This is a genomic window from Streptomyces sp. NPDC002889 (assembly GCF_042888425.1).
In the GTDB taxonomy this organism is placed as follows: domain Bacteria; phylum Actinomycetota; class Actinomycetes; order Streptomycetales; family Streptomycetaceae; genus Streptomyces.
Map to the genome: position 1 here is coordinate 36295 of NZ_JBIAPT010000004.1, position 16199 is coordinate 52493.

Consider the following 16199-nt stretch of genomic DNA (forward strand, 5'->3'; position numbering starts at 1 on the left):
CTGGACCGTCCGGGTGATTCACGCGCCGGTCCTGCGCCAAAGATCGCAGCGCAGTGAACTGTACAGCATTTAAGTGTGTTTATCGGTGCGCGCTGTTGACGTTGTGGATTGCTACGTTCGGCGGCCATGGACCTGCGCACGCGAACGACAACCGGAACGCCGGATGTGCGACGAGCACGTACCGTCGTCCTTTCCGTATCCGCTGTCGCCTTCGTGGCGAAGGTGGTCATCGCCGCCCAGCTTCCAGGTCCCGCCGATGTCCGGTTCTTCGGCGCGTTCGCCAGGGCGATCTCCCAGGTCGGCCCGCTGCGCATCTATGAACACCCGATGCCGCGGGTCCCCGTCTACAACCATCCGCCGCTGGCGAGCTGGATGCTGCTCGGGATGGACGAACTGGACCGGCTGGGAATTCCTTTCGCGTTCCTCATTCGCACACCGGCCTGTCTGGCCGATTTCGTCTCGGCCGTTCTCGTCTTCGAAATCCTGCGCAGGCGCCGTACGGTGAAGGCGGCGATGGCGTGCGCACTCGGCTGTGCCCTGAGCCCGCTTCTGATCACGACCTCCGGATATCACGGGAACACCGATTCGGTCGCCATCATGTTCGCCGTTGCCGCCGCCTATCTGCTCGTCGACCGCCGCAGTCCGCTCGCGGCCGGAATCTCCGCCGCCGTCGCCGTCAGCATCAAACTCATTCCGGTCGTGGCGATCCCCGCGCTGATCGTGGCCGCCGCCCGCGCCGGGCGGCCCGCCCTGACACGGTTCGCCGCGGGACTCGGCGCGGTCCTGCTGCTGCTCTGGGGCCCGGTGCTGGCGACCGTCCCCGTGCCGCTGCGGGAGAAGGTCCTCGAGTACAAGGGCGGACGGACCCGCATGTGGGGCTTCGTCCGGTTCTCCGACTGGCTGGGTCTGTCCGACGCGTTCATCCTCGCCCTGCACGAGAACTTCCACCTCCTGTTCGTGCTGCTGTGCATGGCCGCGGGCGCCTGGCTCGCCTGGATGCGGCCCACCGCGCCCGCCCACGCCGTCGGCCTCTCGCTGACGCTTCTGCTGCTGCTGAGCACCGGCTCGGCCGTCCAGTACCTGGCCTGGCCCGTCGTCGGCCTCTTCCTGTTCGGCCTCTGGGAAGGGACCGCGTTCAGCGTCGTCGTCGGCATCGCCACGGTCCTCGTCTACCGGGGGGCGAGTGCCGTCCGCTGGAGCGAGACGGCGCTCAGTCTGACCGCCGTCGGCTGGTGGCTGCTCGCGGCAGGAATCGCCACCGGCGTCCGCAGAGTCCTCGCCGCGCCCCCCACCCCCTCGGCGCCCGCGCGGGCGCCCGTCGTGGCCCCGCGCGCCGAGCCGCCCGCCACACCCGCCTCCCCCGTCAACTGACCCCCGACCGAACCGAACCAACGGAGAGTTGAGAAGCCCTCGTGATGGAAAGCCCGAGCCGTCCGAGCCCAAGGATCGGCATCCTGGTAGTGGCGTACAACGCCGAGTCCACGCTGGAGAAGACGCTCGACCGCATTCCGAAGGACTTCCGGACCCGTATCGCCGAGATCCTCATCCTCGACGACGCCAGCAACGACGAGACGTTCACCGCGGGCTGCCGATGGTCCCAGCTGGCCGGGATGCCGCCGACCGTCGTCATGCGGCACACCAAGAACCTCGGCTACGGCGGCAACCAGAAGGCGGGGTACGCGCTCGCCGCCGAGCGCGGACTGGACATCGTGGTGCTGCTGCACGGCGACGGGCAGTACGCCCCCGAGCTGCTGCCCGAGATGGTCGCCCCCATCGAACGAGGTGAGTGCGAGGCGGTGTTCGGCTCCCGGATGATGCGGGCCGGCAGCGCACTCCAGGGCGGAATGCCGCTCTACAAGTGGCTCGGCAACCGCATCCTGACCCGGCTGGAGAACGCACTGCTCGGCTCGCGGCTCACCGAGTTCCACTCCGGCTACCGCGCCTACAGCGTCGCCGCGCTGCGCCGCCTGCCGATCGACCGCAACACCGACGCCTTCGACTTCGACACCCAGATCATCGTCCAGCTGCTCGACGCCGGGATGCGGATCAAGGAGATCCCCGTCCCGACCTACTACGGCGACGAGATCTGCTACGTCAACGGTCTGCGCTACGCCAAGGACGTCGTCAAGGACGTCCTCGAATACCGGCTCGCGCTCAAGGGCTTCGGCACCTGCCCCTGGATCCCCAAGCCGGTCGACTACGCCTTCAAGGAGGGCGACGGCTCCTCGCACTCCGCCATCCTGCGCATCATGCGCACCCTGCCACCGGGCCGGGTCCTGGACGTCGGCTGCTCGGGCGGGCTGTTCGCCGAGCGCCTGAAGGCCCTCGGCCACACCGTCACCGGCATCGACTTCGTCGAGGTGCCCGGTGTGCGCGAGCGCTGCGCGAAGTTCCACCTCGCCGACCTGGAGGAAGGGCTGCCGCAGGACCTCGGCGTCGACTTCGACTATGTCGTCGCGGGCGACGTCATCGAGCATCTCTCCCGCCCGGAACGGGTGCTGGCCCAGTTCGCCGAGGTACTGCGCCCGGGCGGCAAGGTGCTGCTGTCCGTACCGAACTTCAGCCACTGGTACGCACGCCTGCGCGTCGCGCTCGGCATCTTCGACTACGACCGGCGCGGCATCCTCGACGAGACGCATCTGCGCTTCTTCACCCGCGCCAGCCTGCGCCGTACGGTGCGCTCGGCCGGCTACGACCTGCTGAAGGTGACCTCGACCGGCGCGCCGTTCTGGTCCGTGCTCGGTGGCGGGATCATCGCCGGGACCCTGGGCGCACTTTCCAGGCTCCTGACCCGTATGCGGCCGACACTCTTCGGCTATCAGTACGTCGCAGTGCTCACCCCGCATGCGGCACAGACGATCATCGCCGGGGAGCACGTCGATGTCCAAGACATTCTCAACCGCCAGTACGTCCCCACCGAGCGAGCGGGCCGAGTGGGCGCCGGTACCTGAGCCGAGGCCCGGGCCCCCTGCCAGGAGGAAGATCTTGACGCTGCCCAGTCTGTTGCTGCTGCTCTTCGCGGTCTTCTCGTCGGCGGCCGGCCAGATCATGCTCAAGCACGGGATGCGGTCCGCGGCCGCCGCGGCCGAGCACAGCGGGGTCTCGCCGATGCTGCGGGCCGCGTCCACCCCCTGGGTGGTGCTCGGGCTGCTCGTGTTCGCCGTGTCGGCCCTGGCCTGGATGTCGACCCTGGCGCAGGTGCCGCTGAACATCGCGTACCCCTTCAACGCACTGGGGTACCTGCTGATCGTGCTGGCCAGCTCCACCGTGCTGCACGAGCGGACCTCGATCTGGACCTGGGGCGGATCGTTGATGGTGGTGGCCGGCCTGGTCACGGTGATGGCAGGCCAGCAACGCTGATCCGCGGCGTACGGGCGGGATCCCGGAGCCCGCCCGTACGCATCAGGCGTCGTGCTCGACCGGCTCGGGCACCGGTTCCGGCTTCGCCTTCGGCTGCTGCTTGGCCTTGGCCTTTGGCTTGGGCCTCGGCCTGCGCTTCGCCTTCGGCTCAGGAGCCGTGCTGACATCCGTCTGGCGCGGCACCGCGACCGGGCGGCGCTGTGCCAGCGGCACCACCTCGAGCGGCTCCCGCTCACCGAGCAGCACGTGCCGTACGACCCGCTCGGCCGCCCGGCCGTCGTCGAACGCGCAGAACCGGGCCCGGAACGCGGCACGCAGCTCCCGGTTGTCCGCACTGTCCCAGGTGCCGTCCGAGAAGACCCGGATCAGCTCGTCCGTCGTACGCGTCACCGCCCCCGGAGTGTCGCCGGGCGCGCCGGAGAGCAGATCGAAGCAGACCCCGCGCACGGCCCGGTAGATCTCCCAGTCGGGGGCGTGCACCACGATCGGCCGGTCGAGGTTGGCGTAGTCGAACATCACGGACGAGTAGTCGGTGATCAGTGCGTCGGCCGCCAGACACAGCTCCTCGGTGCTCGGGTGGCCCGAGACGTCCACGATGCCGGGGTGCGCGTTCAGCCCGCTGCCCTCGTGGAAGTAGTGGGCGCGGACGAGCAGCACGCTGTCCTCGCCGAGCTGTGCCGCGAACCGCTCCAGATCGAGGCGGCAGGTGAAGGTCCGCTCGTAGTCGCGGAACGTGGGGGCGTACAGGATCGCCCGCTGCCCGGGACGGATACCGAGCGCGGCACGGGCGGCGCCGATCTGCTCGTCAGTGGCGGTGACCAGCACGTCGTTGCGCGGATAGCCGGACTCCAGATGGCGGGCGGCGTTGGGGTAGGCGTGCGACCAGACCTCCGTGGAGTGCGGGTTGGACGACAGGCTCACGTCCCAGCGGTCGATGCGGCCCAGCAGCTCCTTGAAGTTGAGCCCCTGGGCGGCCGCCGGGTACTGGTGCTGGCCCACGCCCATCACCTTGAGCGGGGTGCCGTGGTGGGTCATCACATGCACCTGGCCACGCCGCTTGACCACCTGGTTGGGGAAGTTGACGTTGCTGATGAAGTACGTGGCCCGGGCCATCACCGACCAGTAGCGGCGTGTTCCCGGCACCACATGCGCGACACCGGGCGGCAGTTCGGCCGCGGCCTTGGGCGACACCACCCACACCCCGCGCACGGCCGGCGCCAGCTCGGCGGCCTTGCGGTGGATCGCGGCCGGGTTGCAGCTCACACCGCGGTTCCAGTACGCGCTGTAGACGGCGAGCCTGCGGTCCAGCGGCCGCAGCCGCTGGAGCCGGTAGTAGAGCGGGAACAGCCGCCGTGCCGCCTCCCTGCGGGACGCCGGCACGGCGGCCAGCAGCCCCCGCCGGACGGTGAGCGCCGCATCGAGCGCCCTCAGCCTGCCCCAGCGGCCCCTGGTCAGCAGCCTCATCCGCAGCGCCGCGAACCCGCCGGGCGCCGTGTGGTCCCGCGGCCGGTGGTCCCGGTGGAAGGCGGCCACGGCCCGTGCGAAGGAACGCCGTCGGCCCGGGAGCGTCGCGTACGTCTCCAGCAGCTCCCTGCAGGCCACTGTGAACAGCGGGCCGTGCACGGCGTCGAAGCGCTCCGTGCCCTGCAGGGCCCCGAACAGGTCGCTGAACTGCTCGACCAGATCGTGCGGCACGACCCGCTCCTCCGGTTCGGCAGGCGCGGGCATCCGGCGCTGCTGCCGGTGTTCGACACAGGGCACGGGGAGGGCGGCGACACGCCGCGCTGCGGCGAGCGTGCCGAGGGCGTACATCCGGTCGCCGTACTGCCCCGGGGCGAAGGACACCTGACCCGCCTCGTGGAAGTCGCGGCGCACGGCCCGGTTCCAGCACACGGCCGCGACCTGCAGCAGCTCAGGACGCTCGGCGAGCGTGCACACCGTGCTGTCGCCGAGCTCGCTCAGCAGCTGCAGGGAGTGGCTGGGCTGCGGAACACCGCGGAAAGGGGTGCGGACATGGCCGTAGAGCAGCACATCCGGGTCCTCGGCGGCCGCGAGCCGGTCGGTGATGCGCCGCAGCGCCCCGGGCAGCAGGACATGGGTGCCCTCCAGGAACAGCAGATAGTCGCCCCTTGCCCGCTCGGTGCCGGCGGTGCGCCGGCCGTCGGAGCCCGCGGGCTGCGCGAGATGGACGGCGCGCACCCGGGGGTCGCCGGAGGCGATCTCGTCGAGCAACTGCCCCGAGCCGTCCGGTGAACCGTCGGCGACCCCGATGATCTCGAAGTCGGTGAAGGACTGGTCGAGCACCGACCGCAGGCACTCGCGCAGACTCCCGCGCACACGACGGACAGGGACGATGATGCTCAGGCGGGGCATGGACACTCTTTCTCGCGCACGTACGGCTTCGGACGGTCTGTGTCGGATGGGGCGGAGGGGCACGAGCCCGTCAGGTGCGGGGGAGGGGCACCCGCCCGCCGGGGACGCGCTGAGGCGCCTGCTGGCGCGGGACGGACCCGCCTGCCCGCGTGGGAACCCGGTGCGGCAGGGGCAGGACGGCGGGCAGGCCGCCGGTCTCGTTCAGGAAGACCCGTCGCACCACGCGCTCGGCCGCGTACCCGTCGTCGTAGGGGCAGAAGCGCTCACGGAACGCCGCCCGGAGCTGGGCCGAGCGGGAGCTGTGCCACTGGCCGCCGGTGAAGATGTCGATCAGCTCGTCCTCGGTGCGGGCCACCGCGCCCGGCGGGCAGGACCGCACGTCGAAGTACGTGCCGCGTGCCGCCTGGTACGCCTCCCAGTCGCCGGTGTGCAGCACGATCGGCCGGTCCAGGTTGGCGTAGTCGAACATCAGGGACGAGTAGTCGGTGATCAGCGCGTCCGAGGCGAGCGCCAGGGACTCGACGCGGGGGTGTCCGGAGACGTCCACGACGCGGTGCGCCGCATCGCCACCGAGCGTCGTGTCGCTGAGGTAGTGGGCGCGGGTGAGCAGGACGAAGCGCGGACCGAGAGCGCCGGCGAGACGTGCCACGTCGATCGGCGGCCGCTGCGTGCGGCGGTAGTCGCGATGGGTGGGGGCGTACAGCACGGCCGTGGCGCCCTCGGGGATGCCGAGCAGGGCTCGCTGGCGCGCCATGTCGTCGCGGGTGGCGCGCTGGAAGATGTCGTTGCGCGGATAGCCGTACTCGAGCGTGGTGCACCGGGACGGATACGCCCTCTCCCACACGAGGGTGGAGTGGCGGTTGGCGGACAGCGAGTAGTCCCACTTGTCAGCATTGGCGAGCAGTTGCTCGAAGTCCATCGCTCCGCCCGCCGCGGGGCGTTCCCGCAGATCGACGCCCATGGTCTTCAGCGGGGTGCCGTGATGGGTCTGCAGCATGATCTGGCCGGGCCGCTTGACCATGCGGCGGTCGAAGTTGACGTTGTTGACGAGGTACTTGGCGCGGGCCAGCGCCGACCAGTAGCCGAACGTGCCCGGGGTGAGCCTGCGGGTCGCCACCGGGACGGTGTGCCGGTGCTCGGCCGAGGAGATCCAGGCGGTGCGGATGTGCGGGGCGAGTTCGCGTACGGCCGCCTCGATCGCCGCCGGATTGCAGGCGTATCCCCGGTTCCAGTACGCCGCGAACACCGCGAGGTCGGAGCGGACCGGAAGCCGCAGCTGGATGCGGTAGTGCAGCTGCAACGCGGCCGCCCGTACGGCCCGGTGGCCGGATCCGGCGAGGCGGCGGGCCCGTACCCGCAGCAGATCGGCCGACCACAGGGCGCGGTAGAGACGGTGGCTGCCGTGCCGGATCAGCGCATGGCGCAGCCGGCCGCGCAGGGGCAGGGTGGCGCCGGCACAGCGGTGGCGCTTGCAGTGGGCGCGGGCCCGGCGGAAGAACTCGGCGCGGCTGCCGCGCGGCAGCCGGCCCCGGGCGGTGGCCAGCGTCGAGAAGTGGTCGATCATGCGGCGGAACAGGACGGGCCTGAAGTGCGCGAGCGCGGGCCGGGCGTCGAGGAACGCGAACACCCGGTCGTACTGGTCGAAGATGTCGAAGTGCTTGCGGCTGGTGGTGGCGAGGATGTTGCCGCCCTGGCGGCGCTGGCGGTAGTGAACGCACACCCGGTCCAGGGTGGCGAGGCTGGAGGCCGCCAGCAGGGCGGGATAGGTCCAGGGCGTGTCCTCGTAGTAGCCGGGCGGGAAGGTGAGGCCCTCGCGCTCGACGAACTCCCGCTTGTACGCCTTGTTCCAGACCACCATCAGCAGCTTGAGCAGGCCGGGGCGGTCGTCGAGCCGGAAGGTCGCAGGCCCCTGCTCGGTGAGCAGCGGGGCGAACGTGTTGCGGGTCACCTCGCCCGTCCAGTACGTACGGGCGTAGTCGTAGATCAGCACGTCCGGGTCGTCGGTGTGCTCCAGCCGGTCGGCGATGGCCTGCAGCGAGCCGGGGACGAGGGTGTCGTCGCTGTCCAGGAAGATCACGTACTCGCCGCTCGCGCGGGCGAGACCGGCGTTGCGGGCCTGGCCGAGACCCCCGTTCTCGGCCAGATGCACCACGGTGACGCGGGGGTCGCCCGCCGCGAACTCGTCCATGATCGCGCCGCAGGCGTCCGGGGAGCAGTCGTCGACCGCGATCAGTTCGAGATCGTCGAAGCCCTGTGTCAGGACCGATTCCAGGCACTCATGCAGATACGCCTGGACCTTGAACGCGGGCACGATGACGCTGAACCGGGGCACGTCACATCCATGGATCGGCGCGGACAGATGGCCCGAGAACGGCCAATGGGGTGAGTTGGTTACGCCGGACGTGGCATACGGGGGACGAACGGCGGAGGGCGGCCCGGTTACGGGGTAACCGGGCCGCCCTCCTGCGTTCGTCCGTGCGTCAGCAGCTCACTTGACCGCCCCCGCCATCACGCCCGTGACGAACTGGCGCTGGAAGGCGAAGAACACGGCGAGCGGGATGATCATCGAGACGAAGGCGCCGGGAGCCAGCACATCGATGTTGTTGCCGAACTGCCGTACCTGGCGCTGGAGTGCGACCGTGATCGGCGCGGACTCGGAGTCCGCGAAGATCAGCGCGACCAGCATGTCGTTCCAGACCCACAGGAACTGGAAGATGCCGAGCGAGGCGATCGCGGGCCCGCCCAGCGGCATCACGACCTGGGTGAACAGCCGTATCTCACCCGCCCCGTCGAGGCGGGCCGCCTCGAGCAGCTCACGCGGGATCTCCGCGAAGAAGTTGCGGAGCAGGAAGATCGCGAACGGCAGACCGAAGGCGACATGGAAGAGGATCACGCCGATGGTTGTCTCGAAGATCCCGATCGCGCCGAACAGCTTGGACACGGGCACGAGCGCGACCTGCACGGGGACCACCAGCAGGCCGACCACCACCATGAACCACCAGTCGCGGCCGGGGAACTCCATCCAGGCGAAGGCGTACCCGGCGAGCGCGCCGATCACCACGACCAGCACGGTGGCCGGGACGGTGATCATCACGGTGGAGAGGAGGGAGTCGGTGATGGCCTCGTTCTCCAGCAGCCGCGAGTAGTTCTCGCCGGTCAGCTGGGCGGGTGCGGAGAACACCCGCCACCAGCCGCTCTCGCCGATGTCGCTGGAGCCCCGCAACGAGGAGAGCAGCAGCCCGATGGTCGGCATCAGCCAGAACAGGCCGGCCAGGACGAGGAAGACGCGCAGGGCGCCGCCCCCGGTGCGGGCGGCGAGGCGGGCGGCGACGGACCCTTTCGCCTTCACCGCGGCAGGGGCCTCCCGCGCCTTCACCACGAGGTCGGACGTGCTCATCGCCGGGCCTCCCTTCGCATCCTGCGGATGTTGAAGAACATCACCGGCAGTACCAGCAGAAGCAGCAGGACGGCGATCGCGCTGCCCAGGCCCAGATCCGCGTCCGTGCCGAACGAGGAGCGGTAGAGCTGGAGGGCGAGTACGTTCGCGTCGTCCTGGGAGGAGCCCGGCGCGATGATGAAGACCAGGTCGAAGATCTTCAGCACATTGATCATCAGGGTGACCAGGACGACCGCCAGCACGGGAGCCAGCAGCGGCACGGTGACCTTGCGGAAGACCTGCCACTCGTTCGCGCCGTCGACCCGGGCCGCTTCGAGGAGCTCGCGCGGCACGCTCGCCAGTCCCGCCGCGATCAGCACCATCGCGAAGCCCGCCCACATCCACACGTAGCTGCCGATGATCGCGGGGGTGACCAGGTTCGGGCCGAGCCAGTTCACGCCGTTGTACGGCTCCCGGAAGTTCTCGGCGGGCAGCCGCAGCAGGGCGCCGTCGGCGGCGGCCGGCAGGGTGAAGGTGCCGTCCGCGTCGGCCCGGGCGTCGGCGACCACGGTGCCGTCCTTGACCGCCTCCACCTTGATGCCCTTGAGCCCGAGTTCCTCGGGGTCGATCGCGTTCGGCCTGCCGCCGCCGCCTTTGGTGAAGTCCAGCCAGGCCGTTCCGGTGATGCTGCCGTCGCCGGGACCGGGCGCCTTCGCGGGCTTCGCGTCGGACGGCATCTTCGCGGGCGCCACACCGACCAGCGGAAGCTGGACCGGGGTGCCCGCGGCGACCGGCTGCCTGGTGACGAACGCCCCGCCGTCCGCCGCCTTCAGCGGGTGGACGGGCAGTGGATGCGCCTTGGGGAACCCGGCCGACTCGGCGAAGGTGTCATGGACGCCCACCCACACGGCGTTGGCCACGCCGCGCTGCGGGTCCTGCTCGTACACCAGCCGGAAGATGATGCCCGCCGCGAGCATCGAGATCGCCATCGGCATGAAGACGATCAGCTTGAACGCCGTGCCCCAGCGCACCCGTTCGGTGAGCACCGCGAAGATGAGACCGAGGGCCGTGGAGACGGTCGGCGCGACGACCACCCAGATCGCGTTGTTCTCGACCGCGGTCAGAATGGTGTCGTCGGTGAAGATCTCCTGGTAGTTGCCGAGTCCGGCGAAGCCGCTGCCGGACTGGTCGAAGAAGGACCGGTAGAGGGAGTACCCGATCGGGTAGACCACGAGCGCGCCCAGCAGCACCAGCGCGGGCAGCAGAAAGCCGGCCGCGACGATTTTCCGGGTGCCTGTCACGCTCTTGCGTGTGCCGGCGGGGGGCACCGGGCCTGCCGGGCCCCCCGCGGTGACGGCCGGCATCTCGTCAGCCCTTGTACGCCTTGGCCGCGTCCCGCTCCAGTTTCTGCTGGGCGCCCGCGACGTCCTTCGGGTTCTTCAGGAAGTCCTGCAGCGCCTTCCACTCACCCTTGCCGGGCGTGCCGCCGAACGACTGCGGCATCTGGTCCGACATGTCGAAGCGGAAGTCGTCGCCCGACGCGATCAGCGCCTTGGCGATGTCGCGCTGGACGTCGTTCGGATACGCCGCCGGGTCCAGGGACTTGTTGGGCGAGATGAACCCGCCCGCCTGGGCCTGGATCTTCGCGGCGTCCGGCGAGGCGAGGAATGTCAGCAGCGCCTGCGCGCCCTTGCTGTCCTTCAGCGCCACGGCCGCGTCGCCGCCCGTCACCACCGGGGGCTGCGCGCCGACCGCCGGGAACGGGAACACCTTGGCGTCCGTACCGATCCTGGCGTCGGTCTGTGCGATGTTCACGGTCACGAAGTCGCCCTCGAAGACCATCGCGCCCTTGGGCTGGTCGCCGCCGCTGAACGTCTGGGTGACCGAGGCCGGGAACTCCGTCTGCAGCGCGCCGTCCGCGCCGCCCGCGATGAGCGCCGGTTTGCCGAACAGCTCGCCGAGCGTGGTCAGCGCGTTCTTCACCGAGGGGTCGGTCCACTTGATCCTGTGCTGGGCGAGCTGGTCGTACTTCTCGGGGCCGGCCTGGGAGAGATAGACGTTCTCGAACCAGTCGGTGAGTGTCCAGCCGTCCGCGCCCGCGACCGAGACCGGGGTGACACCCGAGGCGGAGATCGTCTCGGCCGTCGCCAGGAAGTCCTTCCAGGTCTTCGGCTCCTGCGCGCCCGCGTTCTCGAAGGCCGTGTTGTTGTACCAGATCAGCGACTTGTTGGCGGCCTTGTAGTACACGCCGTACTGCGTGCCGTCGACCGCCCCGAGCCGCTGCCAGCCCGTCGAGTAGTTCTTCGCCAGCTGCGCCTTGGCCTCGGGGCCGACGGGCTTGGCCCACTTGCGCTCCACGGCCTGCTGGATCGCGCCGACCTGGGGCAGCATCGCCACATCCGGGGGAGAGCCGCCCGCGATCTTCGTGCCGAGGAAGTTGACGATCGGGTCCTGCGCCGGGACGAACGTGACCGTGGCTCCGGTGCGCTTCTCGAACTCCTTGAGAACCCTGGTGAAGTTCTCCTGCTCCGGGCCGCTCCAGACGGCGGCCACCTCGATCTTCTCGCCGTTCAGCTTGGGCAGTTGGACCGCTGCGGCCGCGTCCTCGCTCTCGTTGTCCTTCGGTTTTCCGCTGTCCTTGTCGCCGCCGCATCCGGCAAGGGCGAGCGCCCCGATGGCGACGCATATCACTGCGGCCCTGCCCGTACGAAGAGTTGTGCGCATCACTGCCCCGTCTCTCCCGTGCGCTGCTGTCCCGTGATCCAGGTCTACGCCCGTGGTACGGGTGTCGCAATACCGCCCCCGGCGACAACCGGCCTTTCGTGATGGCCTTGTGACGCGATGTCAGGACGACGGCGTCTTCGGGGCTCGGCTCTCCCCCTGGCTTCTCCGTGGGCCCCCGGGCGCCTCAGCGTGTGTCGACACTCGATCGTGCTCGATCCCGCACGCGGCGGAGCCGCACATCGACCACAGCCCCCGGGACCTCCGGTTCCCCCGGACCCTGTCCGGGGGAACCCCACCCTTTTCGCTCTGCTCGACAGCGGCCTCCGGCCGTGGGCCGCGCGCCCCTTCGGCCCGCTCGGGGGCGGTGCGGTGTCAGGGACGAGCAGGGGTCAGCGGCGCGAGCGGAGCCGCGTCCACCGAACGCGCAGCTCGTTCCAGGGCACTGGCCAGCAGCGCCAGGTCGGTGGGGCCGTTGCCCAGTTCGCGCACGGGCCGGCGGGTGGGCGGATCGCCCATGCGCTCCCACTCGAGAGGGACCACAGTGGGACGCAAGGTCGCCGTCCGAGGAATACGGCCGGTCACCCGGCCGCCCTGGAACGGGGTCACCCGGCCGTCCGGATGCCCCAGCCTGCCGCGGCCGGGAGCCGGATCGTCCGGGCCCGGGGACACGGGCGGCGCCTCCAGGACGACCCGCAGCCGTGCCCCCTCGGCCAGCGCGGTGTCCGCGGTCCGGTCGGGCCGCGAGGACGTCGCCACCAGATGGATGCCGAGCCGCTCGCCGTCCCGGGCCACGGCCTCCAGCGCCCGCACCACCGAACCGGCCGCCGGGCGGCCCGGGCTGCCGAGCGCGGGGGCCACCAGGGCGTCGAAGTCGTCCACCAGCACCACAAGACGCGGCAGCGGGTCCGGCTCGTGGCTCGTCGTACGCGCGCCCGGACGCAGCCGGAGCGTCCCGGACGCGGGGGAGTCCAGGTCGCCGCGCTGCTCGGCCGCGCTCGGGGCGCGCCGGCCGGCCGTCTCGTTCCGCCCGTGCCGGGCGGCGAAGCCGTCCTCGCCCAGCAGTTCGGCGCGCCGCTTCAGCTCGGCGCCGAGGGCCTGCGCGAACGCCCTCATACGGACCGGGTCGCTCGCCACCAGATGCTCGGTGACATGCGGCAGTTCCGTACAGGCCGCGAGTCCCTCGCCGCGTTCACCGCCCGCGCCGTCGACCAGGAGCAGGCCGAGCCGGTCGGGGCGGCCGGCGGCGGCCAGCGAGGCCGCGACCGAGCGGAGCAGTTCGGTGCGGCCGCTGCCCGCGGGGCCCTCGATCAGCAGATGCGGGCCCTCTTCGGCGAGGTCCACGGCCAGCGGGCCGCGGGGGCCCGCGCCCAGCACCACCGTGCCGTCGCCGGCCGAGGCCCAGCGCGCCATCAGCGATGCGGGGGTGGCGCGGGCCAGCTCCAGTTCGTCCAGCAGGCGCGCGGACCGGGGCAGCGCCGTGACCCGGCCACCGGAGCCGGTGGCGGGGGAGTCCGTGCGCAGAGGCGCGAGGGCCCGCCCGAAACGCTCCGCCCAGGCCGCCGACACCGCATCCACCGCGCCGACCGTGCCATGGCCCGCGGGCTGCCCGCCGGCCACCCGCATCAGCCGCAGTGCCGTCGCCACATCGCCGCTCAGCAGCGCGACCGCCCCGCACTCGCGGAAGGGCAGCGAGGTCGCACAGGCCGTCTCGTACGTCGCTGCGACCGGGGAGAGCGGGGAGGCGGCCGGGGTCTCGGCCAGACAGAGCAGATGGATCCCGGCGGCCCAGCCCGCACCGGCCAGCCGGGCCGTCGTCTCGCGCAGCTCGGCCGAACCCGGGTCGCCGTCGACGATCACCACCGTGCGCGGACCTGTGTGACGCGCGGCGGCGTCCGCGACGGCCCTGCGGTCGGCACTGGGCCAGCCGGGACCGAGCGGTCCGTCGTCCAGCCGGCGGGTCAGCTCGGCGGTACGGGCACCGGCCTGGTCGCGGTCGTAGGCGAGCAGCAGCCGGCAGTCCTGGCCGTGCGCCGGGCGCAGATGCGGCAGCCAGCCGAGCCAGGCCCATTCGCTCCTGCGCTCCTCCAGGCTCCTGGTCCGGTCCGCGCTGATCAGCACGATCTCCAGATCCGAGGGGGAGTGCAGCGCTGCGAGCTGGGCCACGGCGGACCTGGTCAGCCCGGCCAGCCGTGCCCTGGGGCCGGCGAGGCCGAGCGATCCTGCCTCGCGCAGGGCGACGGTCACCGGCACGGAGGGCAGTTCGGCCCGGTCGGTGGTACCGAGGCGCAGTACGAGGGACTCGGGGTGCCCGGGCTCCCGCTCCCACAGCCGGGGCCCCGGTCCGAGCGCGGTGAGCAGCACCGCGGCGGGGTCGGGCCAGCGCTCGGCGGCAGGCGCCGCGGCGCCTGCCGCGGGACCGGGCGCGCTGAACTGCTCGGGCGCCCGGTCCTCCCGGCCGCCCGCGAGCCGCCGCGCCCAGGCGCCTATGCCCCGCCTCCGGGGGCTCTCGCTCGTGCGGGTGCCCCGCGGGGGCGTCCCGGCGCCCCGGCTGTGCCCTGCGGGCCCCTCCGGGTGCGTCTCTTCACCGGCCCGGCCGTGCGCGGAGGGGGGGCCGGTGTACGGGGCCGTGTCCGGCCTGTGCCCGCCGCTCGTCGGCGCGGCGCGGTCGTACGGGTCGGGCACGCGGGGGTGAGTGCCGTCGGGGGCCTGCGGACGGGCCACCAGGTGGTGCGTCTCGTCGCCGGCCTGCCCGCTACCCGGTCCCACCGCGCCGGGGGCACCGGTTCCGGCCGGCCCGTGCGGCCCTGCCGGGCTGTCCGGTCCGGCGGATCCGTAGGACCCGCGTCCGCCGTCGGCCGTCGTGTCGGCACCGGCCGGCCTCGCGGCCCACGTGGGCTCGCCGCGACCGTGCCGGCGGGGAGGGCCGGCCGACGCGCGCCCGTCGCCGGGGGCCGCCGCGGCCGCGCCAGGAGCCTCATGTCCGGGGGTGCGACGCGACGCGGAGGGCGTGGTGTGTCCCGGGGCACCTGAGGCCCCGCCGGCGCCGAACGCCCCCGCGGCTCCGGTGACCGGCCCGGTCTGCGCCGGCAGCCAGGCGGGTCCGGAGGCCGCTCCCTGCTGGGCGGACCCGTACGCCTCGTGGCCAGGCGCGTCCCGTACGGCGGACCCGTACGACGCGAGCGCCTCGTCATGTGTCCCACCGGGGTCGGCCGGTCCCTGCGGCCCGGTCGGGTCCTGAGCCCCCGCCCCGGCGGACCCCGAGGCCTTCCTGTCCGCGGACGGACGCGTCACCCGGAGATGACCCTCGCCGTCCGGGGCGGTCCGCAGGGGTGCGGAACCCTGGGGAGAAGCCAGGCGCAGCGTGGACTCGCCGAGGCGCAGCAGGGCGCCCGCCGGGAGGCGCGTGGGACGGGTGGTCACGGCGCTGCCGTCCACCGTCGTGCCGTTCGTGGAGCCGAGGTCGGCGACCGTCACCCGGCCGTCGTCCCCGACCGTGACCGCGCAGTGGAGGCGGGAGACGTCCGGGTCGTCCAGCGGCACGTCCGCCTCGGCGGACCTGCCTATGCTGACCCGGCCGCCGTGCAGCAGATGGACCCCGCCCGCGTCGGGACCGGCGACGACATGGAGCTGCGCCGAGACATCCGTCCCCGGGGTCTCCTCCTCACCCGGCAGCTGGAGGGAGAGCACCGCGCCGTCGACCAGCGGTGGCTCGCCCAGGGTGCGGCGTTGCGGATCGAGGCGCTCCGCTCCCGCGTACAGCACCACGGAGCCCGAGGCGTCCGGACCGGAGACTGCGGCCGCCAGACCGGAGGCAACCGCGGCCAGCGCGGTCCCGGCGGGCGCGGTGACCAGCACGTCGCACGGGCGCCCCGCGGGCACGGACTGGCCGCCGCGCGGCGCGAGAACGGTCAGCCGGATCTGCATCGCCGTCAGCAATCCCTTCTGCGCGGGGTACCCGGCAGGGGAGCCGCCCTGTGATCGCCCCACCCGGCAGGTCGGCACGAGCCACGGGCCCCCACACCCCCTGCGCGCAGGCGCGCCGAGGAGCCACCCCCATGTGACTGTGTGCTGGGGGCATCCTCGCACCTGCCACTGACAACACGCCCGGCCTTCATCTGTCAGTGATCTTGAATGGTCGGCTCTGGACGTAAAAGTGCCTGGTTGGGTCCGATCCGGAAGGTCCGGGAGCCCCGAGGTGATGTTCACTGCACGGGCACACGGCAACCGTCCGTACGATGCCCGCGTCTCTCTTTCGAACACGACCGGAAGGCCGGCGGTACGACGATCCGCCAGTGTTTCTACTCCGGCACTAAAGTGGGTCGGACACCCTCGCGGGCACAGGATCGACCTGGCACGCTCGGGACCG

Annotated in this window: 9 protein-coding genes; 3 read left to right on the top strand and 6 right to left on the bottom strand. The window is 71.9% G+C overall.

The features are described from left to right. The first annotated feature begins 165 nt into the window (after positions 1 to 165). The 3 genes from ACFYWI_RS07065 to ACFYWI_RS07075 are packed head-to-tail and all read left to right on the top strand — an operon-like array spanning position 166 to position 3360. Positions 166 to 1371, top strand: a complete 1206-nt coding sequence (locus tag ACFYWI_RS07065) for a glycosyltransferase 87 family protein (protein ID WP_389226435.1) — start codon at positions 166 to 168, stop codon at positions 1369 to 1371. A 44-nt stretch (positions 1372 to 1415) separates the two neighbouring features. Beyond that, positions 1416 to 2951, top strand: coding sequence for a methyltransferase domain-containing protein (locus ACFYWI_RS07070; RefSeq protein WP_389226438.1), 1536 nt, complete (start codon positions 1416 to 1418; stop codon positions 2949 to 2951). A gap of 34 nt (positions 2952 to 2985) precedes the next feature. Beyond that, complete coding sequence (locus ACFYWI_RS07075; protein WP_389226441.1) at positions 2986 to 3360, top strand: hypothetical protein; 375 nt, start codon at positions 2986 to 2988, stop codon at positions 3358 to 3360. A gap of 42 nt (positions 3361 to 3402) precedes the next feature. Here ACFYWI_RS07075 and ACFYWI_RS07080 read toward each other — a convergent pair whose 3' ends face one another. The 6 genes from ACFYWI_RS07080 to ACFYWI_RS07105 all read right to left on the bottom strand — a co-directional run bounded on the left by ACFYWI_RS07080 (position 3403) and on the right by ACFYWI_RS07105 (position 15757). Then, on the bottom strand, positions 3403 to 5733 hold the full coding sequence (locus ACFYWI_RS07080; RefSeq protein ID WP_389226444.1) for a CDP-glycerol glycerophosphotransferase family protein: 2331 nt from the start codon (positions 5731 to 5733) through the stop codon (positions 3403 to 3405). Positions 5734 to 5803: 70 nt separating this feature from the next. Beyond that, positions 5804 to 8065: a CDP-glycerol glycerophosphotransferase family protein gene (locus tag ACFYWI_RS07085; protein WP_389226447.1), complete on the bottom strand. Its 2262-nt coding sequence runs from the start codon at positions 8063 to 8065 to the stop codon at positions 5804 to 5806. Positions 8066 to 8221: 156 nt separating this feature from the next. After that, a complete protein-coding gene (locus ACFYWI_RS07090; protein ID WP_389226450.1) occupies positions 8222 to 9130 on the bottom strand; it encodes a carbohydrate ABC transporter permease in 909 nt (302 codons plus the stop codon). Continuing rightward, the gene (locus ACFYWI_RS07095) at positions 9127 to 10473 is read right to left on the bottom strand and encodes a carbohydrate ABC transporter permease (RefSeq protein WP_389226453.1); all 1347 of its coding nucleotides are present in this window, start codon (positions 10471 to 10473) and stop codon (positions 9127 to 9129) included. The genes ACFYWI_RS07090 and ACFYWI_RS07095 overlap by 4 nt, the downstream gene beginning before the upstream one ends. Positions 10474 to 10477: 4 nt before the next feature. Beyond that, positions 10478 to 11833, bottom strand: a complete 1356-nt coding sequence (locus ACFYWI_RS07100) for an ABC transporter substrate-binding protein (RefSeq protein WP_389226456.1) — start codon at positions 11831 to 11833, stop codon at positions 10478 to 10480. 372 nt (positions 11834 to 12205) lie between these two features. Continuing rightward, positions 12206 to 15757, bottom strand: coding sequence for an FtsK/SpoIIIE domain-containing protein (locus ACFYWI_RS07105; protein ID WP_389226459.1), 3552 nt, complete (start codon positions 15755 to 15757; stop codon positions 12206 to 12208). Positions 15758 to 16199: the final 442 nt, after the last annotated feature.

Coding starts and splice junctions, on each gene's coding strand:
- ACFYWI_RS07070 (WP_389226438.1), top strand. CDS start 1,416: ATGGAAAGCCCGAGCCGTCCGAGCCCAAGGATCGGCATCCTGGTAGTG.
- ACFYWI_RS07080 (WP_389226444.1), bottom strand. CDS start 5,733: ATGCCCCGCCTGAGCATCATCGTCCCTGTCCGTCGTGTGCGCGGGAGT.
- ACFYWI_RS07090 (WP_389226450.1), bottom strand. CDS start 9,130: ATGAGCACGTCCGACCTCGTGGTGAAGGCGCGGGAGGCCCCTGCCGCG.
- ACFYWI_RS07095 (WP_389226453.1), bottom strand. CDS start 10,473: ATGCCGGCCGTCACCGCGGGGGGCCCGGCAGGCCCGGTGCCCCCCGCC.
- ACFYWI_RS07100 (WP_389226456.1), bottom strand. CDS start 11,833: ATGCGCACAACTCTTCGTACGGGCAGGGCCGCAGTGATATGCGTCGCC.
- ACFYWI_RS07105 (WP_389226459.1), bottom strand. CDS start 15,757: ATGCAGATCCGGCTGACCGTTCTCGCGCCGCGCGGCGGCCAGTCCGTG.